At 57.7% G+C, this 24,733-nt stretch carries 26 protein-coding genes and 2 pseudogenes; 14 read left to right on the top strand and 14 right to left on the bottom strand.

The annotated features are described in order from the left end of the window. Positions 1-48 precede the first annotated feature (48 nt). The 3 genes from QFI97_RS14470 to QFI97_RS14460 all read right to left on the bottom strand — a co-directional run bounded on the left by QFI97_RS14470 (position 49) and on the right by QFI97_RS14460 (position 2,827). The gene (locus tag QFI97_RS14470) at positions 49-1,053 is read right to left on the bottom strand and encodes a Zn-dependent oxidoreductase (RefSeq protein ID WP_331834284.1); all 1,005 of its coding nucleotides are present in this window, start codon (positions 1,051-1,053) and stop codon (positions 49-51) included. A gap of 10 nt (positions 1,054-1,063) precedes the next feature. Beyond that, a complete protein-coding gene (gene manD, locus QFI97_RS14465) occupies positions 1,064-2,278 on the bottom strand; it encodes a D-mannonate dehydratase ManD (RefSeq protein WP_346431436.1) in 1,215 nt (404 codons plus the stop codon). 222 nt (positions 2,279-2,500) lie between these two features. After that, on the bottom strand, positions 2,501-2,827 hold the full coding sequence (locus QFI97_RS14460; RefSeq protein WP_290018672.1) for a YnfA family protein: 327 nt from the start codon (positions 2,825-2,827) through the stop codon (positions 2,501-2,503). A gap of 148 nt (positions 2,828-2,975) precedes the next feature. Between QFI97_RS14460 and QFI97_RS14455 the strand changes: the two genes are divergently transcribed. Both QFI97_RS14455 and speG read left to right on the top strand, forming a co-directional pair. Then, positions 2,976-3,317, top strand: coding sequence for a DUF1283 family protein (locus tag QFI97_RS14455; RefSeq protein WP_095103264.1), 342 nt, complete (start codon positions 2,976-2,978; stop codon positions 3,315-3,317). Between the two features lie 70 nt (positions 3,318-3,387). Continuing rightward, positions 3,388-3,948 carry a spermidine N1-acetyltransferase gene (speG, locus tag QFI97_RS14450; protein ID WP_095103262.1) on the top strand — a complete coding sequence of 187 codons (561 nt, stop codon included), beginning with the start codon at positions 3,388-3,390 and terminating at the stop codon, positions 3,946-3,948. Here the strand turns inward: speG and QFI97_RS14445 are convergent. Continuing rightward, entirely contained in the window at positions 3,942-4,652 is a 711-nt protein-coding gene (locus tag QFI97_RS14445; protein ID WP_095103260.1) for a YnfC family lipoprotein, read from the bottom strand. The genes speG and QFI97_RS14445 overlap by 7 nt on opposite strands. Before the next feature lie 103 nt (positions 4,653-4,755). Between QFI97_RS14445 and QFI97_RS14440 the strand changes: the two genes are divergently transcribed. The 5 genes and pseudogenes from QFI97_RS14440 to QFI97_RS14420 all read left to right on the top strand — a co-directional run. Continuing rightward, on the top strand, positions 4,756-5,019 hold the full coding sequence (locus QFI97_RS14440; RefSeq protein ID WP_346431435.1) for a DUF1161 domain-containing protein: 264 nt from the start codon (positions 4,756-4,758) through the stop codon (positions 5,017-5,019). Positions 5,020-5,166: 147 nt separating this feature from the next. Then, on the top strand, positions 5,167-7,602 hold the full coding sequence (ynfE, locus tag QFI97_RS14435; protein WP_346431434.1) for a selenate/tellurate reductase subunit YnfE: 2,436 nt from the start codon (positions 5,167-5,169) through the stop codon (positions 7,600-7,602). 11 nt (positions 7,603-7,613) lie between these two features. Continuing rightward, positions 7,614-8,470, top strand: a pseudogene (locus QFI97_RS14430) (DmsC/YnfH family molybdoenzyme membrane anchor subunit). 25 nt (positions 8,471-8,495) lie between these two features. Continuing rightward, positions 8,496-9,104, top strand: coding sequence for a Tat proofreading chaperone DmsD (gene dmsD, locus QFI97_RS14425; RefSeq protein WP_346431433.1), 609 nt, complete (start codon positions 8,496-8,498; stop codon positions 9,102-9,104). A gap of 83 nt (positions 9,105-9,187) precedes the next feature. After that, a pseudogene (locus QFI97_RS14420) lies at positions 9,188-9,496 on the top strand (chloride channel protein); the annotation flags it as partial. On the opposite strand, the gene bioD reads toward QFI97_RS14420, so the two are convergent. From bioD to ynfL, 3 genes are all read right to left on the bottom strand, one after another. Next, positions 9,458-10,153 (bottom strand): dethiobiotin synthase, encoded by a 696-nt coding sequence (bioD, locus tag QFI97_RS14415; RefSeq protein WP_095103253.1) that lies wholly within the window; start codon positions 10,151-10,153, stop codon positions 9,458-9,460. The pseudogene QFI97_RS14420 and the gene bioD overlap by 39 nt on opposite strands. A gap of 250 nt (positions 10,154-10,403) precedes the next feature. Next, the gene (gene mlc / locus QFI97_RS14410) at positions 10,404-11,624 is read right to left on the bottom strand and encodes a sugar metabolism global transcriptional regulator Mlc (RefSeq protein ID WP_095103577.1); all 1,221 of its coding nucleotides are present in this window, start codon (positions 11,622-11,624) and stop codon (positions 10,404-10,406) included. A gap of 124 nt (positions 11,625-11,748) precedes the next feature. Continuing rightward, positions 11,749-12,651 (bottom strand): multidrug efflux transcriptional activator YnfL/SxtR(Kp), encoded by a 903-nt coding sequence (gene ynfL / locus QFI97_RS14405; protein WP_331834291.1) that lies wholly within the window; start codon positions 12,649-12,651, stop codon positions 11,749-11,751. A gap of 118 nt (positions 12,652-12,769) precedes the next feature. Between ynfL and ynfM the strand changes: the two genes are divergently transcribed. Next, positions 12,770-14,020 carry a multidrug efflux MFS transporter YnfM/SxtP(Kp) gene (gene ynfM / locus QFI97_RS14400; RefSeq protein ID WP_095103251.1) on the top strand — a complete coding sequence of 417 codons (1,251 nt, stop codon included), beginning with the start codon at positions 12,770-12,772 and terminating at the stop codon, positions 14,018-14,020. Positions 14,021-14,053: 33 nt separating this feature from the next. Here the strand turns inward: ynfM and QFI97_RS14395 are convergent, their stop codons facing one another. Beyond that, the gene (locus tag QFI97_RS14395; protein WP_223261803.1) at positions 14,054-14,146 is read right to left on the bottom strand and encodes a KPN_01571 family protein; all 93 of its coding nucleotides are present in this window, start codon (positions 14,144-14,146) and stop codon (positions 14,054-14,056) included. Between the two features lie 286 nt (positions 14,147-14,432). Here QFI97_RS14395 and QFI97_RS14390 point away from each other — a divergent pair, with 286 nt between their 5' ends. The 3 genes from QFI97_RS14390 (at position 14,433) to ydgU (ending at position 16,673) form a co-directional block, all read left to right on the top strand. After that, positions 14,433-15,920, top strand: a complete 1,488-nt coding sequence (locus QFI97_RS14390) for a carboxypeptidase M32 (protein ID WP_346431432.1) — start codon at positions 14,433-14,435, stop codon at positions 15,918-15,920. Between the two features lie 174 nt (positions 15,921-16,094). Continuing rightward, positions 16,095-16,520, top strand: coding sequence for an acid resistance repetitive basic protein Asr (gene asr / locus QFI97_RS14385; RefSeq protein WP_331834294.1), 426 nt, complete (start codon positions 16,095-16,097; stop codon positions 16,518-16,520). A gap of 69 nt (positions 16,521-16,589) precedes the next feature. Further along, positions 16,590-16,673, top strand: a complete 84-nt coding sequence (ydgU, locus tag QFI97_RS23605) for a small membrane protein YdgU (protein WP_095103248.1) — start codon at positions 16,590-16,592, stop codon at positions 16,671-16,673. An 11-nt stretch (positions 16,674-16,684) separates the two neighbouring features. Here ydgU and QFI97_RS14380 read toward each other — a convergent pair whose 3' ends face one another. Both QFI97_RS14380 and QFI97_RS14375 read right to left on the bottom strand, forming a co-directional pair. Further along, on the bottom strand, positions 16,685-16,939 hold the full coding sequence (locus QFI97_RS14380) for a hypothetical protein (RefSeq protein WP_346431431.1): 255 nt from the start codon (positions 16,937-16,939) through the stop codon (positions 16,685-16,687). 36 nt (positions 16,940-16,975) lie between these two features. After that, positions 16,976-17,590 carry a LysE family translocator gene (locus QFI97_RS14375; RefSeq protein ID WP_095103245.1) on the bottom strand — a complete coding sequence of 205 codons (615 nt, stop codon included), beginning with the start codon at positions 17,588-17,590 and terminating at the stop codon, positions 16,976-16,978. A gap of 116 nt (positions 17,591-17,706) precedes the next feature. Here QFI97_RS14375 and QFI97_RS14370 point away from each other — a divergent pair, with 116 nt between their 5' ends. Further along, on the top strand, positions 17,707-18,624 hold the full coding sequence (locus tag QFI97_RS14370) for a LysR substrate-binding domain-containing protein (RefSeq protein WP_346431430.1): 918 nt from the start codon (positions 17,707-17,709) through the stop codon (positions 18,622-18,624). Between the two features lie 658 nt (positions 18,625-19,282). Further along, positions 19,283-20,095 carry a trypsin-like serine peptidase gene (locus tag QFI97_RS14365; protein WP_095103243.1) on the top strand — a complete coding sequence of 271 codons (813 nt, stop codon included), beginning with the start codon at positions 19,283-19,285 and terminating at the stop codon, positions 20,093-20,095. Positions 20,096-20,098: 3 nt separating this feature from the next. Here the strand turns inward: QFI97_RS14365 and QFI97_RS14360 are convergent, their stop codons facing one another. From QFI97_RS14360 to QFI97_RS23600, 4 genes are all read right to left on the bottom strand, one after another. After that, complete coding sequence (locus QFI97_RS14360) at positions 20,099-22,255, bottom strand: putative bifunctional diguanylate cyclase/phosphodiesterase (RefSeq protein ID WP_346431429.1); 2,157 nt, start codon at positions 22,253-22,255, stop codon at positions 20,099-20,101. A 105-nt stretch (positions 22,256-22,360) separates the two neighbouring features. Continuing rightward, positions 22,361-22,690, bottom strand: coding sequence for a multidrug/spermidine efflux SMR transporter subunit MdtI (gene mdtI / locus QFI97_RS14355; protein WP_346431428.1), 330 nt, complete (start codon positions 22,688-22,690; stop codon positions 22,361-22,363). Further along, a complete protein-coding gene (gene mdtJ, locus QFI97_RS14350) occupies positions 22,677-23,039 on the bottom strand; it encodes a multidrug/spermidine efflux SMR transporter subunit MdtJ (protein WP_095103237.1) in 363 nt (120 codons plus the stop codon). Before mdtJ ends, mdtI begins: the two co-directional genes overlap by 14 nt. 120 nt (positions 23,040-23,159) lie before the next feature. Beyond that, positions 23,160-23,240 (bottom strand): protein YdgV, encoded by an 81-nt coding sequence (locus QFI97_RS23600; RefSeq protein ID WP_499843352.1) that lies wholly within the window; start codon positions 23,238-23,240, stop codon positions 23,160-23,162. Positions 23,241-23,595: 355 nt separating this feature from the next. On the opposite strand from QFI97_RS23600, the gene QFI97_RS14345 reads away from it, so the two are divergent. Next, positions 23,596-24,630 carry an AI-2E family transporter gene (locus tag QFI97_RS14345; RefSeq protein ID WP_331834300.1) on the top strand — a complete coding sequence of 345 codons (1,035 nt, stop codon included), beginning with the start codon at positions 23,596-23,598 and terminating at the stop codon, positions 24,628-24,630. Positions 24,631-24,733: the final 103 nt, after the last annotated feature.

Raw genomic sequence — 24,733 nt, 5'->3', positions numbered from 1 at the left:
TATAATCTCTAATTGTGTAGGATATAGAGTCTGGCGTTGTATTGAGTGTCAGAAGGTTAATAAAACCTTACAGCAGCTCTTCCTGTCATTTTCAAATAACTCAATTGCCTCAGCGACCTGTTGATAGTCAAAGGCATGGGTAATTAACATCTCTGGATTAATGAGCCCCTGCTCCAGCCATTGCAGAACAACCGGGAATTTATTGGCGTTAAGCCGCGAGGAAAATATCGACAGCTCTTTACCGGTAATACCCTGTTGCGCCACCTGGGACGGTTCAGTGGAGAACCCCATCAGGACAATTCTGGCCGCCGGCGACGCCAGCGTAACCGCCTCCTGGAGAATTGTCGGGTGGCAGGCGGCGTCGATAATCAGCGTTGGCTTCACCTGTAATACCTCAGCTAATGACGCTTCGCCGTTATTGATCGCGCGGTCCGCGCCGTTGCGTTTTGCCATCTGCAAACGCTCTTCGATTCGGTCAACCACAATGACCTGGCCGACTTTGTACACCTGCTTGAGTACCTGGATGGTGGTTAAGCCCATCGGGCCGGCGCCGTAAACCAGCGCCACATCCTGCCCGGTCGGCGTCACTTGCCCGGTCACGTTGGCGGCGATAGTGAAGGGTTCAACCATCACCGCATGCCTGTCCGGAACGCTGTCCGGCACCCGCCAGGCGTTTTTCGCCGGCACCACCGCATACTCGCTGAAGCCGCCGTCCCGATGCACGCCGAGCACCACCAAAGAGGTGCAGACGTTCGGTTTGCCTACCGAGCAGGGATAGCAGTGTCCGCAGCTGATAACCGGGTCCACGCACACCCGCTGACCTATGGCTTTATCCGCCACATCGGCGCCGACGGCATCGATAATGCCGAAAAACTCATGGCCGATAACGCGCGGGTATTTTGCAAAGGGGTTGTGGCCGCGATAGATATGGCTATCCGAACCGCATATTCCCGCCAGCTGCACCTTGACCCGAACTTCCCCTGCGGCAGGCTGTGGAAGCGTGCGCTCTTCGATAACCAGCTCATTTGGCTGGCGAATAACGATACTTTTCATTTTATTCTCCTTACCAGTTCCACAAGGTGCCGTCTTCTAACCGGGCAACCGGCAGGCAGGCCGGATCGTAGGGATATTTCGCCGCCAGCTTCTCGTCAAACTCAATTCCCAGCCCCGGCTTTTCCCCTGGGTGCATATAGCCACTGTCGTACGTCCAGCTATGAGGGAAAACGTCGAGCATCTGTTCGGAGTAGCCCATGTACTCCTGCACGCCAAAGTTCGGTACCCACAGGTCGAAGTGCAGCGCCGCCGCCATACAGACTGGCGACAGGTCGGACGGCCCGTGGGAGCCGGTGCGCACCTGATAGAGTGAAGCAAAATCGGCGATACGGCGCATGCCGGTGATCCCGCCGGCGTGGGTCACGGTGGTACGGATATAATCAATCAGCTGCTCCTCTATCAGCTGCTTGCAGTCCCAGATGCTGTTAAAGACTTCCCCCACCGCAATGGGCGTCACGGTATGCTGGCGGATCAGGCGGAAGCACTCCTGGTTTTCTGCCGGAGTCGGGTCCTCCATCCAGAACAGGCGATACTCCTCGATGCTCTTGCCAAAGCGCGCGGCTTCGATCGGCGTCAGGCGATGGTGCATGTCATGTAACAGGTGTTCATTGAAGCCAAATCTTTCGCGCACGGCGGCGAACAGCTGCGGGGTAAAATCAAGATACTTCTCCGTCGACCACAGCTGCTCTTCCGGCCACAGGCCCTTGGTCGCCGGCTCGTAGGCCTGCCCTTTACCTTTTGCCATCCCGTAGGTGGTCTTCATTCCCGGAATACCGCACTGCACGCGGATGGCCTTAAAGCCCATCTCTTTGTGGCGGGCATAATCATCCAGCACTTCGTCAATGGAGTGGCCCGTGGTGTGGCAGTAAACCATTACCCCTTCACGGGATGCCCCGCCCAGCAGCTGATACAGCGGCATCCCCGCCGCCTTCGCTTTAATATCCCACAGGGCCATATCGACGGCGGAGATGGCCGACATGGTCACCGGGCCGCGGCGCCAGTAGGCTCCCTTGTAGAAGAACTGCCAGATATCTTCGATACGCTGGGCATCGCGGCCGATAAGCTGCGGGCAGAGGTGATCCTGCAGGTACGATGCGACGGACAGCTCACGGCCGTTTAAGGTGGCATCCCCCAGCCCGACGATCCCGTCATCGGTCGTAATTTTTAGCGTAACAAAGTTACGTCCGGGACAGGTGACGAAAACTTCAGCGGCAACGATCTTCATCTTTTTTTATTCCTTACATCTCTGCGGTTAGTGAATAAAATTAAATCACCAGACCTACTACCATACAAGTATGATGATCGAAAAAGATGTCATCGATCACATTAATGCCCGGGCGTGACGCGGCGGTCATTTGCGAAAGAAAGGCGGAAAACAGAGGAGGAAACGGGCACAATGCCGCGCGAACGGCGCGGCGTTTGCCCGACGCCGCAGCTGACGATTGGGCTAGGCGCGGCCCCACCCGGCGACGATAATCAGCATTCCGCACAGCGCAATAACGGCGCCGGCCCAGTCATAATGGCTGAGCTTAACGCCGTCAACGAAGCGCAGCCACAGCAGCGCGGTGCAGACATATACTCCGCCGTAGGCGGCGTAAACACGCCCGCTCGCCGCCGGGTGCAGGGTCAGCAGCCAGACGAACATAACCAGCGCGAGCCCGGCGGGGAGCAGCAGCAGCGGCGTGGCGCCCCGCTTTAGCCAGAGCCAGGGTAAATAGCAGCCGAGGATTTCGCACAGGGCGGTCGCAAAAAAGAGCAGCGTGGTTTTAAGCATTAAAGATACGTAAATAGCGCAGAGAATGGCGCCATTCTACGCGATAATTGCTCCGCTCCCACTTCCTTTTGCCGGGTATGCCGTAGAAAAGAGATGTAGTAAACTCATATTAAGGGCTAACCCTTTTTATCACTCAAAGGAAACCGTGATGAAAATGACACTGAATAAACGCTGGTGCCTGACCGCCATGCTGGCGCTGAGCGCCGCGGCTTACACCGCATCGTCTTTTGCCAAAACTGACACGCTGGTGATTGAATCCGGCGATAGCGCGCAGAGCCGTCAGCACGCCGCCATGGAAAAAGAGCAGTGGAACGATACCCGCTCTTTACGCCATAAGGTCAACACCCGCACCGAGAAAGAATGGGATAAGGCCGACGTCGCTTTTGATGCCCAGGATAACTGCCAGAAAAGCGCGAACGTCAACGCGTACTGGGAGCCGAACACCCTGCGCTGCCTCGATCGCCGCACCGGCCGCGCGGTAGCACCGTAACCCGTCACGCATGGCGCCTGCGGGCGCCATAATCCACTATTATCTCCAGCATTGCTGCACAGGAACTCCCATGACTGACGCTCATACCGTCAAGCTGCGCCCGCTAGAGCGCGAAGATCTCCGTTTTGTTCACCAGCTCGATAACAACGCCAGCGTCATGCGCTACTGGTTTGAAGAGCCGTATGAGGCCTTTGTCGAGCTCTCGGACCTCTATGACAAGCATATTCACGATCAGAGCGAACGCCGGTTTGTGATTGAGTGCGACGGTGAAAAAGCCGGACTGGTCGAGCTGGTTGAAATTAACCACGTCCACCGCCGCGCCGAGTTTCAGATTATTATCTCCCCGGATTATCAGGGGCGAGGTCTTGCTACCCGCGCCGCTAAGCTGGCGATGGACTACGGCTTTACGGTACTCAACCTCTATAAGCTGTACCTCATCGTCGACAGCGAAAATGAAAAAGCGATCCACATCTACCGCAAGCTTGGGTTTATGGTGGAAGGCGAACTCATTCACGAGTTTTTCATTAACGGCGAATATCGTAATACCATTCGGATGTGCCTGTTCCAGCACCAGTATCTTAGCGAACATCGCACGCCGGGCCCGACGCTGCTGAAGCCAACCGCTCAGTAGTATTCGATGCTATTTTTGATGGTGTAGCGGCGCGTTAACGGCGGCTGCACGCTTTCATCGACAACCTGCAGCTCGCACTTCACCGGGTTGTCGTGACCATCGTAGTCGCAGGTCTGCCGCACGCTGCCAAGCTCACGATCGTTAAAGGTGCTCACCGCCGTGTAGTCCAGCTTTTTACGCGGATCGGCCGCCGGCGTTGAGACCACCGTAAAGCGCTGATCTTTGGCGGTGGTGGTTTTGCCTAGCGGATAGCCTTCGTCATCGTACCGGTAGCTGGCCGTGGTCTCTTTGCCTCGCGCGGTCACCACGAAGCCATTATCATCCGTTTCCCAGCTCATCCCCGCCGACGGCATTTCGGCAAGCTGACACTTACCCTGCAGACGCAGGCGCTTTTCCCGCGTTTGCGCATCGAGATAGTAGTTCGCGTCAAGCAGCAGCGTCGCGCCGGTGTTGTTTTCGCGATCCTGGAAAGCCAGCAGATCGAAGCAGCCCTCGCTGGATAATCGTCCGCTGACCTGTTTCACCACTTCATCATGTTCATCGAGCAGCGTCTGGCTGAAATCTTTCACCGGGCCACGCAGCGGATCAAATTCAAATTCGTTGGAGAAACTCGCCATTTCAGGCGTAAAAGCCTGCGGCGCGGATTTATTGTCGCAGGCGCTGAGCGCCACGGCCGCCAGTACCAGTAAAAACAGTTTGTTCACGCCCGGTTCCTTCTGTGTACATATGCAATCATATTAGCAAATACAATTGTTTACACCAGGTCTGCTATGCTTAGATCTGGATGACGTTAATAAGGAGTTTATGATGAAAATATCACCCTGGCTATGCGCGGCTCTGCTGCTGGGTTCGACATCAGCGCTTGCCGCACCGGATTCCTGCGAACGCGTAAAAAACGATATTCAGCAGAAAATTATCAATAACGGCGTACCGGCGACGGGCTTTAGCCTGAGCATTGTCCCCAGCGACCAGCCTGACCAGCCCGGCACCCAGGTTGTCGGACATTGCGCCAACGACGCCTATAAAATTACCTATACCCGCAGCGCCGGTACCGACAGCGAAGCGCAGTAGCTCTCCGCTGCTTCAAGTGAAAGATATTATCCCTGGGTTGACCAGGGATAATATCCACCTACCTCTATATAAGTATTATTACTCTCCCGTCCGCACGAATTAAGCCACCGGCGGAATTTCATCATAATAACAATCAGGGAGTGAGTAATGTCTGATCCGGAATATGATGGCGGCCTCAGCCGTCGTACCCTAATAAAATCCTCAGCGATCGGTTCACTGGCATTAGCGGCCGGCGGACTGTCGCTTCCGTTTAGCCTGCGCGGCGCGGCGGCGGCCGTTCAGCAGGCCGCCCAGGGCGAAGAGCGGGTGGTGTGGGGAGCCTGCTCGGTTAACTGCGGCAGCCGCTGCGCCCTGCGTCTGCACGTCCGCGATGACGAAGTGGTGTGGGTTGAGACCGATAACACCGGGCAGGATATTTATGGCGATCATCAGGTGCGTGCCTGTCTGCGCGGCCGCTCTATCCGCCGGCGCATCAACCACCCTGACCGCCTGAACTATCCGATGAAACGAGTAGGTAAACGCGGCGAAGGAACGTTTGCACGCATCAGCTGGGACGAAGCGCTGGACACCCTGGCGAGCAGCCTGCAGCGGATCGTTAAGGAGTACGGTAACGAGGCGGTCTATATCAACTACTCTTCCGGGATCGTCGGCGGCAATATGACCCGCTCGTCGCCCTCCGCTTCCCCGGTGACCCGCCTGATGAACTGCTACGGCGGCTCGTTGAACCAGTACGGAACCTACAGTACCGCCCAAATTGCCTGCGCCATGCCCTACACCTACGGCACCAACGAAGGCAACAGCACCTCCGACATCGAGAACAGCAAGCTGGTGGTGATGTTCGGCAATAACCCGGCGGAAACCCGCATGAGCGGCGGCGGGATAACCTATTATCTCGAACAGGCCCGCGAGCGCTCCAACGCCAGAATGATCGTTATCGATCCGCGCTATACCGATACCGCCGCCGGGCGTGAAGACGAATGGATACCCATTCGCCCCGGAACCGATGCGGCGCTGGTGGCCGGTATCGCCTGGGTGCTGATTACTGAAAACCTTGTCGACCAGCCGTTCCTTGATATCTGCTGCGTGGGCTACGATGAAAAAACGCTGCCCGCAGGCGCGCCGGCAAATAGCCATTATAAGGCCTACATCCTTGGCGAAGGTGATGACGGAACCGCTAAAACGCCGCACTGGGCGTCGCTGATTTGCGGCGTTCCGGTCGATCGTATCGTCAAGCTGGCGCGAGAAATCGGCAGCACCAAACCGGCCTGTATTTGTCAGGGCTGGGGGCCGCAGCGCCATGCCAACGGCGAGCTGACCGCAAGGGCGATCGCTATGCTGCCCATTCTGACCGGTAACGTCGGAATCAGCGGCGGCGGCAGCGGCGCACGTGAATCAACCTATACCATCACCATCGAGCGCCTGCCGGTGCTGACTAACCCGGTGAAAACCGCCATCTCCTGCTTTAGCTGGACCGACGCCATCGAACGCGGGCCGGAAATGACCGCCCTGCGCGACGGCGTACGCGGGAAGGATAAGCTGGACGTCCCGATCAAGTTCCTGTGGAACTACGCCGGGAATACCCTCGTCAATCAGCACTCTGACATCAACAGGACCCACGAGATTCTGCAGGACGCGACAAAGTGCGAAACCATCGTGGTGATTGATAACTTTATGACCTCATCGGCTAAGTATGCCGATATCCTGCTTCCGGACCTGATGACCGTCGAGCAGGAGGACATTATTCCTAACGATTACGCCGGTAATATGGGCTACCTGATCTTTATTCAGCCCGCCACGTCGCCGAAGTTTGAGCGAAAACCGATTTACTGGATCCTCAGCGAAGTGGCAAAACGCCTTGGCGATGATGTCCTGCAAAAGTTCACCGAAGGACGAACCCAGGAGCAGTGGCTGCAGCACCTTTACGCCCTGATGCTGGCGAAAGACCCCGCGCTGCCCGGCTACGACGAACTCAAAGCAATGGGGATCTATAAGCGTAAGGATCCCGCAGGACATTTTGTCGCCTACCGGGATTTCCGCCGCGACCCGCTCGCCAATCCGCTCAAGACGCCTTCCGGTAAAATTGAGATCTACTCCAGCCGGCTGGCCGACATCGCCGCCAGCTGGCAGCTGGCGGCGGATGAAACCATCAGTCCGCTGCCGGTGTACGCCTCCACCTTTGAAGGCTGGGATGACCCGCTGTGCAGCCAGTTTCCGCTGCAGCTTTTTGGCTTCCACTATAAGGCACGTACCCACTCAAGCTACGGCAATGTCGATATTCTCCAGGCCGCCTGCCGCCAGGAGGTGTGGATTAACCCGCTGGACGCGGAACCGCGCGGGATTAAAAACGGCGATCTGGTACGCGTCTTTAACCAGCGCGGCGAGCTGCGCATTCCGGCGAAAGTGACGCCGCGCATTATGCCCGGCGTATCGGCAATGGGTCAGGGCGCGTGGCATGACGCCAACATGCTCGGCGATCGTATCGACCGCGGCGCCTGCATTAATACGCTGACCACCCATCGTCCGTCGCCGCTGGCGAAAGGTAATCCGCAGCACACCAACCTGGTTGAAATCGCCAAAGTCTGAGGAGGACGAGTATGGGAAACGGATGGCATGAATGGCCGCTGGTGCTGTTTACGGTGCTGGGGCAATGCGCCGCGGGGGCGCTTATTGTGAGCGGTCTGGGCTGGCTGTCGCTGAAAAATAACTCCGAGGCCCGGCAGCGCCTGGTGCGCAGCATGTTTTATATCTGGCTGCTGATGGGGGTCGGTTTTCTCGCCTCCACGCTGCACCTCGGTTCACCGCTGCGGGCGTTCAATTCGCTCAATCGCCTCGGCGAGTCGGCGCTGAGTAACGAAATCGCCAGCGGGATGCTCTTCTTTGCCGTCGGCGGCCTGTGGTGGCTGCTGGCAATAACGCAAAAAATGCCCGTCGCGTTGAGCACGATATGGCTGGCCGCGAGCATGCTGCTGGGGGCGTTTTTGTCTTTGCGATGACCCGGGTTTACCAGATTGATACCGTCCCGACATGGTATAATGGCTATACCACCTGCGCCTTTTTTCTGACCATGCTGCTCTGCGGCCCGCTGTTTGCCGCGCTGCTGCTGCGCGCCGCCAACGTGGAGTTTGACGGCCGCGTCTTCGCCTCGCTGAGCGTTCTGGCGCTGCTGGCCAGCATCGCCATCGTCGTGCTGCAAGGTTTTGGCCTCGGCGATATTCAGAGCCCGGTGCAGCGCGCCGACGCCTTGGTTCCCGGGTACGGGAGCTGGCAAATCTGGCGCATCGCGCTGCTGGCTCTTGGCCTGGGCTGCTGGCTGTGCCCGCTGATCCGACGTACCCGCCCGCGTATCGGCGGGTTATCCCTCGGGCTGCTGCTGGTACTGGCCGGAGAGCTGATTGGCCGCGGCCTGTTTTATGGCCTGCATATGATCGTCGGCACGGCGGTTGCCGATTAATTTTTCGCGCGTAAGGAACATGAGCATGATGCAACCCCCATTCCGCGACGCCGTCGCGCTGAGCGCCCGCACTCTGGGCGCGCTATTTTCATTTGCCCCGCAGAGCGAGCAGGCCGCCCCGCTGGTCAACGCCCTGCGCGACGGAAGCTGGCAGAGCCAGTGGCCCTATACGGTGCCCGCTACGCTGGTTGCCCGGTTCGCTGAAGAAAACGACGAGCCGCTAGCCGAGGCGTGGCAGCGCCTGTTTATCGGCCCCTGGGCCCTGCCGGCGCCGCCGTGGGGTTCCGTCTGGCTGGATAAAGAAAACGTCCTGTTTGGCGACTCGACGCTGGAGCTCAGGGAGTGGATGCGGCTGAACGGCATCGCCCGCGCCGCGCAGAATAACGAGCCGGAAGATAGTTTCGGCACCCTTCTGCTGCTGGCCGCCTGGCTATGTGAGTCCGGGCAGGACGAGGCCTTTTCGCAGCTGCTGGCCCGGCATCTGCTGCCCTGGTCGGGCCGCTTCCTGGCGGTTTTCGTCAGCGAAGCCGGACATCCTTTCTACCAGGCCCTGGGTCAGCTAAGCCAGGCAACGCTGGCGGAGTGGCAAAACGCGCTGACTCTTGCCGTCGCCGATAAACCGCTGTATCGCTAGCCTTATGACCATGCCGACGACCTCGGCATGGTCAACCCATGAGTGACAACGTCACATAAAAACTTTCCATCTCCCCCGGTGGCGGCGGCTCGGGAGCGCCTGGCGGCGTGTTTACGCCGACGCTGTTCGTCGGGCTGGCAATGGGATGCTGTTCGCCAGCTTCAGCGGCCTGTGGCGGCATAGCTCTGCAGCGGCAATTATGCTGGGTCTGGCTGGAATGGCGACGTTTCTGGCGGCAACAAGGCATGCCCCCGATTATGTCGACCCTGATGATTTGTGAAATGACCGGGCAATATGCGCTCCTGCCCGGTTTGTTGAAGGCCGGCGTGCTGGCATCGGCGCTTTCCCGGACGCTACGCCAGGACTCGATCTACCGCCATCACCTCGCCTAGCCGCGCCAGGTCAATATACTGGCTCAGCTCGCGCTGCTCGGGGCGCGGCAGATAGGGCAGTTCGCCAATCAGCGGCCCCGGCAGCTTTTTGCTTAATACGTCGATGATTTCAGCGTAGTGCGCCAGCCCCGGATTAATGCGGTTGGCGACCCAGCCGATAAGCGGCAGGCCGTCATTGGCGATGGCCTGGGCGGTCAGCAGAGCGTGGTTGATGCAGCCTTCCTGAATGCCCACCACCATCAGTACCGGTAGCTGCTCCTGCACCACCCATTCGGAAAGCGGACGCAGATCGTTCATCAGGCTGCGCCAGCCGCCGGTCCCTTCAACGACCACGTGGTCAACCTGACCGCTCAGGCGCTGCAGGCCGTCAGTCAGCAGCCCGTAGTTGATCGGCCCGCTGTGCGCCACGCTACTTTCATCTTCGCTTAACGCTATGGGATTGACAGCATCATAGGGTAACGCCAGCGTCGACACGCTTTGTAAAATCAGCGCGTCTTTGTTACGCAATCCGTCCGGCGTCTCTTTGCTGCCCTTCGCCACAGGTTTATACCCGGCTACGCTTTTGCCATCAGCGGCCAGTGCCTGCAGCAGCGCACGCGAAACCACCGTCTTCCCGACGGCAGTGTCAGTACCTGTTATAAAGAAACGCTTAAACATCACTAACCCCACAGTTATATTGATGAAATATATATCCGTCAGCCCTCAGGCGGCATTGCGGTAAGCGTCCTCGCTCCCCCTGGACGCTTACCGGAGTAAGGGTCGGGATTCCCTGCGTGGCGGCCTTCCTGCTGCGTGATTTTTGCGGATATATACAGAAAATGGATACTAAACTGTGGGAAAAGTCTACGCGAAGCCGATGAATGCCAGCTTGAGATAGCGCAATTTTTAGTGTGACTATGAAAAAATGTTAACCCTGTAACAGTCGTATCAGCAGCGATCCGTTATAGAGGGCATCTTTGACCAGCGCGGCACCGGCCATGGTTCCGCGGTTGGAGAACTGGGTGCTTTCGACGGTAATATGTCGGCTATAGGCCGGCAGCGACTGTTGACGAATACAGTCAGAAATAGCCGGAAACAGAATATCCGCCGCGAGGCTAAACGGAGAGCCGATAAGAATTTTTTGCGGATTGAAGAGGTTAACCATGATCGCCAGAATCCGTCCTACGTGCTGACCAACGCCGCTAATAATATCCCGGGCCAGCAAATCCCCCTGCAGCGCGGCCTGACAGAGCCACTCAACGCTCAGCGGCTGCTGGTGCAGCATTGAGCTCATCGATTTGGTCATCCGCACCTGGGTGAGTTCCAGCACGCTCTCCACGCTGGCAATGGTTTCCAGACAGCCGTGGTTGCCGCAGTAGCAGCGTTTGCCATAAGGGTCGACCTGAGTATGACCTATTTCCACCAGGCTGCTGCTCCCGGCATGCAGCAGGCGACCGTCGGTAATCACCCCGGCGCCGACGTTGTGGTCGATAACCACCTGAATCACGTCCCTCGCCCCTCTGGAGGCGCCAAACAGCGATTCCGCCATAGTCCAGGCGCTGATATCGTGCTGAATATAAACCGAAACCCCGGTATGGTTGGCCAGCACTTCGCCGAGCGGCAGATCCTTCACGTCATCATAAAACGGCATCCGATGAATGATGCCATTTTCGGTATCGATAATTCCCGGCATGGTGACGGCAATCGCGGTCAGGCGTTCCAGTTTCTTTTGATGGCGGATAAAAAAACGATCGATATGCTCAACGACCCGCGTCAGAAAAGGCTGCTCATGCTGCAGCGCCAGCTCGAGCTGCTCTTCGACCACCAGCTTGCTGCTTAAGTCCCGCAGCGCGAGGTGAATCTCTCCCCGGCTGATGCGCACGGAAAGATAGTGCCAGGCCTCGGTTTCAACCATCAGGCCCACCGCCGGGCGCCCGCGGCTGCCCGGGTCCTGGATTTCCGTTTCCTGCACCAGATGCGCTTCCAGCATCTCGCGGACAATTTTGGTAATACTGGCGGGGGCCAGCTGAGCAAAACGGGAGAGATCGATGCGCGATACCGGGCCAAGCTGATCAATCAGGCGATACACTGCTCCTGCATTGGTCTGCTTTATTTGATCGATATGGCCAGGCTGACTATCCGCTACCACCGTTGACTCCCTTTATTTTCGCGCTTCGAAATAAACTTTCAGCTATGGTGAAGCACTTCGACGGTGCACGTCAAATTTTTGCTTAGCCTTGTGATTTACTGCACAATTTTGAGCTGATTTTGTCCTAATTATGCCTTACGGCGGCGTGAAGAAGCTGTTCCCGGAAGCGCTGTGCCGCCTGCCCCTGCTCGCGATGCTTTGACCAGACCAGCCACATTTCGGACACAGCATCCTGCTCGACGATCGGCAGCCAGCGCATTTCATTGAGCTGAACCCGCTTAAATGAGGCTGGCAGAATGGATACGCCAAGCCCGGACGACACCAGACCAATAATCGTCATCGCCTCGCCCACTTCCTGAGCTATCGTCGGCGTTAAGCCATAGCGGCGCATCAGCCCCAGAATATCGTCGTACAGCCCGGTGCCCACGTGCGGGTCGAAGAAGACAAACGGCTGACGCGCCAGCTCCGCCAGGCTGACCGCATCCTGGCGCGCCAGGGGATGATCGCTGGGCACCATTGCCAGCAGCGGTTCGCGCAGAATGCACTGCCACACCAGCGTTTCCGGCAGCTGGGTGTTGCGCATCAGCCCCAGGTCGAGCGCCCCTTCGTTAAGCGGCACAATCTGTTCCCGGGTATTGGTTTCCCGGGTCTGGATGTGCACGTCCGGATAGCGGCGGCGAAAGGTCGACAGGGTATCGGAGACGGCCTTAATAAACGGCGCCGAGGAGGTAAAGCCGATATGCAGCTCGCCGGTTTCGCCGTGGTGCAGACGCCCCGCCCGCGCGGCGGCATCCTCAACCTGGGTGAGGATCTGGCGGCTATCGGCAAGAAACTGTTTTCCCGCCGCCGTCAGGCTTACGCTGCGGTTGGTGCGGGCAAAAAGCCGGGCGCCGATCTGCTGCTCAAGGATCTGAATCTGCTGGCTGAGCGGCGGCTGAGAGATATTCAGCCGCGCCGCCGCATGACCAAAGTGGAGCTCTTCGGCAACGGCAATAAAGTAGCGCAGGTGGCGCAGCTCGATATTCATATTTAAAACGTCTTATTTGAGATTATTAATATATTAGACAGAATATTTACATTTTCATACCCTAAAAATGTGATCTGTGAGGTCACATAACCCCCGAGTTTCTCAGCAAGGATTTTCCGTGAGTCGCACAACTACCGTTGACACCGCGCCGGCAAGCGAGGTCATCGACAATGTCGTATCCCAGCCAAATCAGTTCATCAAACGCGGTACCCCTCAGTTTATGCGCGTCACCCTGGCGCTCTTCTCTGCCGGTCTCGCAACCTTTGCCCTGCTCTATTGCGTTCAACCGATCCTTCCCGTGCTGTCGAGCGAGTTCGGCATCACCCCGGCCAGCAGCAGCGTATCGCTATCGATCTCCACCGCCATGCTCGCCGTCGGGCTGCTGTTTACCGGTCCTGTCTCCGACGCCATCGGGCGTAAAAAGGTGATGGTCACCGCGCTGGTACTGGCTTCCTGCTGCGCCCTGCTGTCAACGGTAATGACCACCTGGCACGGGATCCTTATCATGCGCGCGCTGATCGGCCTGTCGCTCAGCGGCGTGGCGGCCGTCGGCATGACCTACCTGAGCGAGGAGATCCACCCCAGCGTGGTGGCCTTCTCGATGGGGCTGTACATCAGCGGCAACTCTATTGGCGGGATGAGCGGACGTTTGCTCACCGGGGTGTTTACCGATTTCTTCGGCTGGCGCGTGGCGCTGGCGGCAATCGGCTGTTTTGCCCTCGCGTCAGCCATTATGTTCTGGCGAATTTTGCCGGAGTCGCGCCATTTCCGCCCGACCTCGCTGCGGCCAAAATCCTTGCTGATTAACTTCCGCCTGCACTGGCGCGATCGCGGTCTGCCGCTGCTCTTTCTCGAAGGGTTCCTGCTGATGGGGTCTTTCGTGACGCTGTTTAACTACATCGGCTATCGTCTGATGATGTCGCCGTGGTCGCTGAATCAGGCGGTGGTCGGCCTGCTCTCGGTCGCCTATTTGACCGGAACATGGAGCTCGCCGAAGGCCGGGGCAATGACCGCCCGCTACGGGCGCGGCCCGGTGATGCTGCTCTCCATCTCGGTAATGCTTGGCGGCCTGCTGCTGACGCTTTTCGCCTCGCTGTGGCTGATATTCAGCGGCATGCTGCTCTTTTCGGCCGGTTTTTTTGCCGCGCACTCGGTCGCCAGCAGCTGGATTGGCCCACGCGCCCGACGCGCCCGCGGGCAGGCATCGTCGCTGTATCTGTTTAGCTATTATCTGGGGTCAAGTATTGCCGGGACCTTAGGCGGAGTGTTCTGGCATAACTACGGCTGGAATGGCGTTGGCGGCTTTATCGCCCTGATGTTAACGGCAGCACTCATTACCGGCGCTTGTTTGCACAACCGTCTCAAATAGCAAGTCATCACGTGGCCTTCACGGCCACGCTGCTCACCACATTCCTAGCACCGATGACGCCCCCAGCAGCTCCCTGACGGCATCGATTGAAAGTAGTGCGATAAACAGCAAGGTGAACGGATTCATATTTACCCCGCAGCAGCGGCCCTGGCTCTTGATGAGTTTAGCCGCTGGCTCAGAAAGAATCTGCTATCCTGGCCACATCACGATGACATTATGATGACTGACCGCCGCGGCGATGCGGGTCGTAGGCGGACACCCTGGTGGTTTCAGTTGCCGCAGCGGCAGGCCGTCGCCGCGCTTATCCCGGGAGGCAATTCACGCTCATCCCTCGACCCGTGCGGAGGATCAGGATAGTGTAGGAGTCAACAGGCTATGCCTTTCGTTCACTTGCAACAGGTCCGAATTTACTATGGCAGAAAATAAAAACTATCAGCAGCTTACCCGTACTTTCCAACGTCTGTCGCGCTTTTCGCATCTTGGCGCCATCGCCGGATGGGATATGTTCGCCATGATGCCGCCGGGCGGCAGCGCGGCGCGCGGCGAGGCGCTGGCGGAGCTGGGCGTGCTGCAGCACCAAATCCTGACCGATAAGAGCGTGACTCAGGCGCTCCAGGACGCCCGTCAGGAAGATCTTAACGATGTTGAGCAGGCCAACCTGCGCGAAATGACCCGCCAGCACGCCCAGGCGGCCCTGCTGCCGGAGAGCCTTGTTGAGGCTAAATCTCTGGCCGGCAGCCGCTGCGAACACGCCTGGCGCAGCCAGCGACCGGCCAATGACTGGGAGGGCTTCGCCGAAAACCTGCGCGAAGTCGTCAGGCTCAGCCGCCAGGAGGCAGCCCTGCGCGCCGAAGCTAAGGGCTGTTCGCCGTACGACGCCCTGCTGGATATTTTCGAGCCCGATATGACCAGCGCCCGGCTGGACGTGCTGTTTGCCGACCTCAAATCCTGGCTGCCGTCGCTGCTGGCTAACGTCGTTGAAAAACAGGCGCAGCATCCGCTAATCGAGCCGCGGGGCCCGTTCCCCATCGCCGACCAGCGCGAGCTGGGGCTGGAAGCGATGCGCGTACTGGGCTTTGACTTCAACGCCGGGCGTCTGGATATCAGCGCCCATCCATTCTGCGGCGGCGTGCCGCAGGACGTGCGCATCACCACCCGCTACAACGAAAGCGATCTGCTGAGCGCGCTGTTTGGCGTTATCCACGAAACGGGTCACGCCCGCTATGAGCAGAATTTACCGCGCAAATGGCTCGACCAGCCGGTCGCCCTCGCCCGCTCAACGGCGATCCACGAATCACAAAGCCTGTTTTTCGAAATGCAGTTGGGCCGCAGCGACGCGTTTTTAAACCGTCTGCTGCCTGCCGTTCGCCAGCGTTTCGGCGAGCAGCCGGCGTTCGGCAGCGACAATTTCATCGCCTGGAATCAGCGCGTCAAGCCCGGGTTTATTCGCGTGGATGCCGATGAGGTCAGCTATCCGGCGCACGTTATTCTGCGCTATGAGATTGAGCGGGCGCTGATTGACGGCGACATCGAGGTTGAGGATATTCCGGCGCTTTGGGATGAAAAAATGCAAAGCTGGCTGGGCCTGTCCACCACCGGTAACTATCGCAACGGCTGTATGCAGGATATCCACTGGACCGACGGCGGCTTTGGCTACTTCCCTTCTTACACGCTGGGGGCGATGTACGCAGCGCAGCTGATGGCGGCCGCCAGACGCGCTTTACCGCAGCTGGAGAGCCAGATTGCCAGCGGTGATTTCTCCAGCCTGTTCGGCTGGCTGCAGCAGAACATCTGGCAGCACGGCAGCCGTTTCACGACCTCCCAGCTGATCCGCAACGCCACCGGGGAAGATTTGAACAGCGACTACTTCCGCCAGCATCTGACCTCCCGCTATCTGTAAAACTCCGCGCCGGGCAACGTCCCGGCGCATTATTTCTGCATGATGAACCGCGTCGTACATTCGGTTACACGCCGATACCAAACACTCACGGAAAGCTCGAAAAGAGAAGCATATAGTTCTTTCACCGGCCCCGCAGTGGGGTTGAATGAAAAAAACCTTTTCGAGGATATCAGAATGAAAAAAGTATTAGCTCTGGTCGTTGCCGCTGCTATGGGTCTGTCTTCTGCTGCTTTCGCCGCTGACGCGGTAAGCACCACTCAGGCTCCGGCTGCTGCAACTCACAGCACCACTGCCAAGACCACTCATCACAAAAAACATCACAAAGCCGCCGCTAAACCGGCCGCAGAGCAGAAAGCTCAGGCTGTGAAAAAACACAAAAAAGCTGAAGCTAAACCGGCTGCCGCTCAGAAAGCCCAGGCCGCTAAGAAACACCACAAAGCTGCAGCTAAACCAGCCGCTGCTCAGAAAGCCCAGGCCGCAAAGAAACACCACAAAGCCGCTGCTAAACCGGTAGCGCAGAAAGCTCAGGCTGCTAAAAAACACCACAAAACTACCAAGCACCACGCTGCGGCTAAACCAGCTGCACAGCCGGCTGCATAATTACCCCGGTTAGTCTGGTATCGTAATAAATCGGCGCTGCTTCAGCGCCGTTTTTTTCTGGAGGATACTATGCTGCGGCGCTACCGTTTCGAGCTTATTCTGATCCTGCTGATTATCTGTGCGCTGGTTGCGACGCGCTTTTTCCTCTACTAACGCGGCCCCGCTTAATCATCCCCTTCGATCGGATAACCCGCCAGGCGGATCGCATTTCGACAATCGCTGACCCCTGCCGCATAGCCCGCTTCAATTTCACATACCGGACTCGCACAACAGACGGGCAGCCTGACCGGCGTTGCCAGCTGCCGCTCCAGCTGCGTAATTCTCTCCCTGGCAGCCAGGAGCCCGGCGGCGAATACCGCAGGCGCAATATCGTCTCTTTCACCGTTCGCAGCTGCGCGAAGCGCGTCGTTCTCTATCATCGTTTTTTCTCCTCTCTTTCGAGCATAGCCGCTTTCTTATACCCGGCTACCGATCAGCTGCCAGAGATTGTAACCAAAACCGTAAAGGGCCAGGGCCAGCAAAAAAGCGGCTGAAATCGTCGTCAAACGCCGGGTATGCGCCAGCGTCAGCCAGCGATGAATGGCGAGAATATAAAGTGAGAGTACGCTGAGGTCGATAACGACCCAGAGCGCGGTGAGTATCCCAAGGCTTACGCCGGTATCAGCGGTGATATGAATAAACTGCGGAAAAAACGCGACAAAAAACAGGATATCTTTTGGATTAGCCAGCGCGGTGATAAATCCCACCGCCAGCCCACCACTGCGGCGGGCCGCCGGGTGAGCGGCTGAGGTTGCGCGCAGCATCCCTATCGCCAGAAAGGCAATGTACAGCGATCCGCCGATGGCCACCAGCGCCAGCGCCTGGGGGTCGAGGTGCAGCGCGCCGGTCAGCATTGCCGCCGCTACGGCAATCAGCAGCAGCGAGGCCAGATTTCCGCCGACCATCGTACGTACCGCGCGGGCGTAGCCCTCCCGCGCTGCCGTACCGGTCACCAGCAGCACCACCGGACCCGGAGTCGCAATCAGGGCCACAACCGTCAGACAATATCCCGCCACCAGCACGTAGTTCATGAAAATAACTCACTCAATTATTCAGATTGATGCATTCTGTCCTTTGATTTCCTGGTTGAAAAACGAGAAATGGTGAGTTTGAATGTGAGTATTACTCACCATAGAGATCCATAACGATGTCAACGCCTCCGCTGTATGCTCTGCGCGCGTTTGAGACCGCCGCGCGGCTGGGTTCATTTAGCCAGGCCGCCGCCGCGCTGCACGTTACCCCCGGCGCCGTCAGCCGGCATATCAGCACCCTGGAAGCCTGGTTCGAATGCCGACTTTTTATTCGCCAGGGGCCAAAAGTGATCATCACCGATGCCGGGCGGCAGCTGGCAAACGCGCTGGAGGAGAGCTTTTCGGCTATCGACAGAGCCTGTCATACGCTGCGCCGACAGGCGGGAAAACTGCGGCTGAAGGCCCCGTCCACGCTAACCATGCGCTGGCTGCTGGACGTACTGCGGCAATTTCGCCAGCAGCATCAGCGCCCTGAAATCGAGCTCAGCAGCGTGTGGATGGACAAGGATAGCGTGGATTTTGCTCTGGAACCGTACGACTGCGCCATCCTCCTCGGCGACGGGAATTTTGGCGCGGATAAGCGCCAGACGCTGCTGTTCGCGGAGTGGCTGATCCCGGTCTGTTCGCCGGCAATGGCCTCAGCGGCGCGTGAAGACTTAGCCTCCTGCCCGCTGATTCATCCGACCACCGATCGCCGCGACTGGCGGCGCTGGCTGCAGCATAGCGGGCAGCAGCCGGCGGTAGATCTTGCCCAGGGGCTGGTTTTCGATAGCCTTGAACAGGGCAATATGGCGGCCATGAGCGGCCACGGCGTTTCGGTGGGGGATCTGCTGCTTAGCCAACAGGCGCTGCAGGCGGGATTGCTGACGCTACCGTTCAGGCAGGCCGTCGCGACCGGTGAGGGATACTATCTGGTGTGGTCCGCAAATACGCTCAGCCCGCAGCCCATCGCCCTGCTGCAGGCGTTTTTACTCGCTCACCTCCCGGGGCCTTTCCCCGACGGGGTCCTTCGTCGGGGAAAGGTGCCGCGATAACGTGCCGCGATTGGGGCGGTGGTTTACAAAACGCTAACCGCCTGCGCCACCAGATACCCCGCCGCCCCCCAGATAAAGACGGAGACAACGGAAACATAAACCAACGCACGAATACCTTTTTTTGACATATGTCCTCCCGAGACAGGAACCAGAAATCACCGATATCATCGCGGGGACAACATCTCTGCTTGCTCAACGGCAGCTATCAATAACAGCATTTTGAGTGAGAAAATGTTTCGTTTTGCAAGTAAGCACAAATGGTGTAAAAATGGGCGGGTTTTTGTGAAGTTGTTTGTTTTCTATGACATTAGTTGACTAATTATCATGAACAAACGCTGGCAAAACGCATCATGCCCTTGCGTACACGGCGTCCTCTTTTTGGTACTTTCTGTAACCCGATATCTGTTGCTTCCGGAGCCGGTTTCTGCGGAAATGACAGCAGCAAGAAATGCGCGCTAACTGGTTGAGTTATCGACCTTCTTTGCGTGAAAAAAGGGACTTTTCTGAATGCTGACGGCCTGCTGGTTTAATTAAAATTACTGTTAACTTTCATAAACTTAAATCTCCTGCTACTTTCAATATAGCCAAAATCATCCCCGCCGCGCTCACTAAGGTGTCCTGCAGGATGGTGAGTATAATTATCTCCTCAGAGAGTGATATGCGTAGAGACGTACTGTTATTACTGTGTTCATTTTGCCTGTTTCCTCTGTTTGCGCACGCTGACGATGACGGCATGAGCGCGAAAGATATCAAGACCCTGTTTTTTGGTCATGATGACCGCAAGCCGGTAAGCAACCCCGCCGAAGCCCCTTGGGACGCCATCGGCCAGCTGGAAACGGCCAGCGGCAATTTGTGCACCGCCACCCTGATCTCCCCCAACCTGGCGCTAACCGCCGGGCACTGCCTGCTGACGCCGCCGAAGGGTAAACCGGATAAGGTCGTTGCGCTGCGCTTTATCTCGCGTAAAAACGGCTGGGTTTACGAAATTCACGGCGTCGAGGGTCGCGTAGACCCGTCGTTAGGCAAGCGCCTGAAGGCCGACGGCGACGGCTGGATCGTCCCCTCCGCCGCAGCGCCCTCGGACTTTGGTTTAGTGGTACTGCGCTACGCGCCTTCGGGAATCGACCCGATCCCCGTGTTTCCCGGCAGTAAGGCCGACCTGACCGCCGCGCTAAAGGTCGCCGAGCGCAAGGTGACCCAGTCCGGCTACCCGGAAGATCACCTCGATAATCTGTACAACCATCAGGACTGCATCGTTACCGGCTGGGCGCAGACCTCGGTTCTGTCACACCAGTGCGATACCTTACCCGGCGATAGCGGTTCGCCGCTGCTGTTAAAAACCGATAGCGGCTGGCAGGTGATTGCCGTCCAAAGCTCGGCTCCGGGGCCGAAAGATCGCTGGCGCGCGGATAATCGGGCCATTTCGGTGACCGGTTTTCGTGACAAGCTGGAGACGCTTGCCAGCGAGTAACCGTTAGCCCTGCTGCTGGCGCAGCTGAAGCAAAGAGGCAATCGGCATGGGCTCGCTGAAATAGTAGCCCTGCAGCTTGTCGCATCCCGCACGACGCAGTAGCGCCAGCTGCTGCTGATTTTCCACCCCTTCCGCCACCACCGTCATTCCCAGCGCGCCGGCAATGCGCACGGTACCGCGCACCAGCTCCGCCGCCTGCGGATCGGTATCTACCAGCCCGGCCAACGATTTATCAATCTTCAGACTGTCAAAACTGAAGCTGCGCAGATAACCGATACTGGAGTAACCGATGCCGAAATCATCCAGCACAACGGCCGTACCCAGCGCCTTCAGGTTTTCAATGGCCGCGCGGGCGCGATCGGGGTTCTCCATCACGTAGCTCTCGGTCACTTCAATCTGCAGGCGGCGGGCCGGGAAATGGCAGCGGGCGAGCACCTGCACCACCCGCGACTCGAACTCCGGGTCGCGAAACTGCGCCGGCGAGATATTCACCGACAGCATCAGATCCCCCATCGGCTGCAGGTCGCAGCAGGCGCGATGGAGCACAAACTGACCGAGCGCGTAAATCAGGCCGCTGCTCTCGGCGATGCTGATAAACGCGTCCGGCGGCAGCGCGCCCTGGGGCCGCCGCGGCCAGCGTATCAGCGCCTCCACGCCTTCGATGGTCAGCGTCCCGGCGTTGACTATCGGCTGATACCAGACGTCAAACTCATCATTTTCCAGCCCCTGACGGATGCCGTTTTCCAGATTCAGCTGATATTGCCTGGCGTCGCTCAGCGCCTCGTCGTACCAGGTCGTGCGCCCCTTTCCGGTCTTCTTCGAATGATACATGGCGATATCGGCGCGGCGAAAAAGCTCGGTGCTGGAGCAGGCCGCCGGCGTTCCGCTGGCGATCCCCAGGCTGGCGCTGATATAGATTTTGCGATCGCTCAGGTCAATCGGTGATTTCAGCATTTCCAGCACCGCCCATGCGAACGCCGACGCCTGAATTACCGCCTGCTCGCCGCCGACGGTCATGGCAAACTCATCGCCGCCCATCCGCGCCAGCATTCCCCCGACGGGCACCCTCTCCTGCAGCTCGCGGGCTATATGGGTAATCAGCGCATCGCCGACGTCATGCCCATAGTTGTCATTAACATCTTTAAAGCCATCGAGGTCGATAAACACCACGCTCTGCATCTGGTGCTGCGAACGCTCGCACAGCGCGTTGAGCCGCTCAATCAGCGCCCGCCGGTTGGGCAGCTGGCTCAGCCAGTCGGTCATGGCGATTTTACGCGCCAGCTTTTCGCCGCGCGCCAGCTTATACAGCCCAAGGCAGCTAAAGAGGATGAACAGCAGGATCAGGCTGGCAGCCACCAGCGCGATCAGGCGAATGCTGCCGGAGGCCGCCTGAGCCGCTTCCACCCCCGGCAGCCGCGGCTGCCAGCTTAGATAGCTAATAGTCTCACCGGCGTTGGTGCGCAGCGCCACGCTATAGTCGCCGCGGGTTTCGCTGGTATGCAGATGACGAATTTGAAACGTATCCCCGAGCTTTTGCAGCATATCGGGGTTAATGTGCCGGGTAATGACCAGATAGCGCCGCGTATCGTCGTACACCTGCAGGCGGCCCATAGTCGGGCGAATCAGGCCAATACCAATAAAAGCAATGCCCTCCCGGGTACGGGTGATCCCGGCGTAGGCGCTTTTTCCGCTACGCAGCGCCTCGGCGTGCTGAGCGATCATTGTCTGCAGGCCGCTGCCGAAAAAGCGGATATCCGTTTCATTAAAGGACTGACTACGAAACGATCCCCACAGCACCCGGTAGTGCTGATCGAGGACAAAGGTACCGTCGTAGAGGTTATTTATTTTGAACCCCGAACCCCAGGAATCAAACAGCCATTTGCTATCCAGCGTTGGCGCGTAGGTCTGCTTCACGGCGTCGTCCCAGATGGAGTTATCCAGCACCAGCGACATCACCCGATTCACCGAGGTCTGCACCGCGCCGTTAACCGACAGTACCGAGCGATGGCGATCGATCTCATTCGCCTTGATGCCAATCAGGTGCTGCGACAGATAAAGCAGAGAAATAACGGAAGCGATCAGGCCCATCCCGGCCAGGAGAATAATGACCGAAAGCGTTTTGGCCGAAGGAAGATGACGCCAACCAGGCAAATTAACCATTATCTATCCTCATCGCGGCTGGGGAAAAACGCACCGAATATACTCTTTTTTAAAGAGTAATACAGAGAACAGATTTTGCCGCCCGCGGACGCAGGCGGCGTTAGATCAGGCCAGTTTTATTAACACCATTCCGACGATCAACAGCATCACGCCGATCCAGCCTTTACTATTCAAACGCTGGCCGAACAGTACCCAACCGGCGGTGATGGTTGCCGCGATGCCGAAGCCGCCCCAGAGGGCGTAGGCCACCGACAGCTCAATCCCCTTCACCGCCTGCGATAGCGCGCTGAACGCGCCCAGCACGGCGAGCAGTGACATCACGCCGTAGATCTTGCGACGAAAACCATCGGAAAACTTTAAAAAGACGTTAGCGACAATTTCCAGCACGATAGCCAGCGCCAGCCAGGCCGCATGAACCCACTCAAACTGCTGCATGGGTCCTCTCTTCAGGCTGCTTTACCGCCTTCTGGGTCCCGGACTTGATTAAGACAATCCCGACCACCAGCGTCGCCAAACCCGCCATTTTGACCACCGAGAGCGTCTCATCAAACAGCAGCACGCTGAACAGAGTGATCAGCAAAATACCGATACCTTCCCACAGAGCGTAGGCCACCCCAAGGGCAATCTTTTTAACCGCGAAGGCCAGAAAAATATATGAAAGCGCAATCATTGCCAGCATCAAAATAAAACCTGTATGGCCGCCGCTGACGCTCGCCCATTTCATCGAAAGGGTCCCGGTAATTTCTGCAATGATGGCCAGGGCTAATAAAACCCAATAAAACATGATCCCTTCTCCTGCTTGAGAATATAATCCATGACGGCCTACAGCAAAGGTAAACCGAAAAAATTCTGACGTAGATTTAGCCGTGCGCATGCTGCGCCAGCTCAGGCAGAGAGAGAGGGTCTAAAGCGCCGAGCGCCAGTGCTGTTCGCCAACAAAGCGGGAGTTTGTGCGGGAAAATGCAGGGTGATTAGAAATATACATACTGAACTGATTGTCCATAAAATTACAATTATCCGCGGTATTGCTTCTCGTCATTGCGGATGAAAATTGTCCTCGGTAGTTATACACAGTTAATTTGTAGCATAATGCTACATTATACTCAAAGCCTTTGCATTTCTTTACTTCGACTATTTGATTTGGATTAGCTTTTTCTGATGCCGATCGCCATTATGATTACGCGTCATTATTTTAATTTGGTCGCGTGATGATTTTATCGCCACCGACAGAAGCATGGCGAACAATTACTCCACGGTCTGCACGCAAAAAAGTCGTGATTTTTTATCCGCATCTGCGTCTACACTGTGAGGAAAACCAGGCTCTATTTTCAGGGATTCGTATGGCCAAACCCATCATCACTCTTAACGGATTAAAGATTGTCATCATGCTGGGCATGCTGGTCATCATCCTTACCGGCATCCGCTTCGCCGCGGATATCATCGTACCTTTTGTTCTGGCGCTGTTTCTCGCGGTGGTCCTTAACCCTCTGGTGCAGCTGCTGGTGCGCTGTCGGGTGCCGCGCGTGCTGGCGATCTCGCTACTGATCAGCGCCATCGTTATGCTGGCGGTGGTTCTGCTGGCCTCGCTGGGCACCTCCCTGAACGAGCTGGCGCGCACCCTGCCGCAGTATCGCACGTCGTTATCAGAACCGGTGCAGACCATCACCCCGTGGCTGCAGAGGTTCGGCTTTACCGTTTCCGTCGTCGAGCTGAACAAATATATAGACCCCAACGCGGTCATGACGATGGTGACCGGCCTGCTTACCCAGCTCTCGAACGCCATGTCCTCGATCTTCCTGCTGCTGCTGACGGTGGTATTTATGCTGCTGGAGGTTCCGCAGCTGCCGGCCAAGCTGCAGCAGCTGATGACCCGCCCGGTTGAGGGCATGGGCGCAATCCAGCGCGCGCTCGACAGCGTCTCGCACTACCTGGTGCTAAAAACCGCCATTAGCCTGGTTACCGGGCTGGTGGTCTGGGGCATGCTGGTACTGCTGGACGTGCGCTTTGCCTTTATGTGGGGGCTGCTGGCTTTCGCACTCAACTATATTCCCAATATCGGCTCGGTGCTGGCGGCCATTCCGCCTATTTTGCAGGTGCTGGTATTCGGCGGCCTGTATGACGCGCTGATCGTGCTCGCGGGCTATCTGGTGATCAATCTGCTGTTCGGCAATATCCTCGAACCGCGGATTATGGGGCGCGGGCTCGGGCTCTCGACGCTGGTGGTGTTCCTGTCGCTGATTTTTTGGGGCTGGCTGCTGGGACCGGTGGGGATGCTACTTTCGGTGCCGCTGACCATCATCGTTAAAATTGCCCTTGAACAGAGCGAGAGCGGACAGAGCATCGCCTTCCTGCTTAGCGACCTCAGCAAGGATTAGCTCCCGACTCCCCACTACGGGCTAACCGGCCCGTAGACCACTACTCCTTTGGCATTATTGATCCTCGTCACATCTCACGTCCGTCATTCATTACTCTGAAGCT

The sequence above is a fragment of the Klebsiella scottii genome, from assembly GCF_036561945.1.
GTDB classification, from domain to species: domain Bacteria; phylum Pseudomonadota; class Gammaproteobacteria; order Enterobacterales; family Enterobacteriaceae; genus Klebsiella; species Klebsiella scottii.
This window is presented reverse-complemented; position numbering and strand designations above follow the sequence as displayed.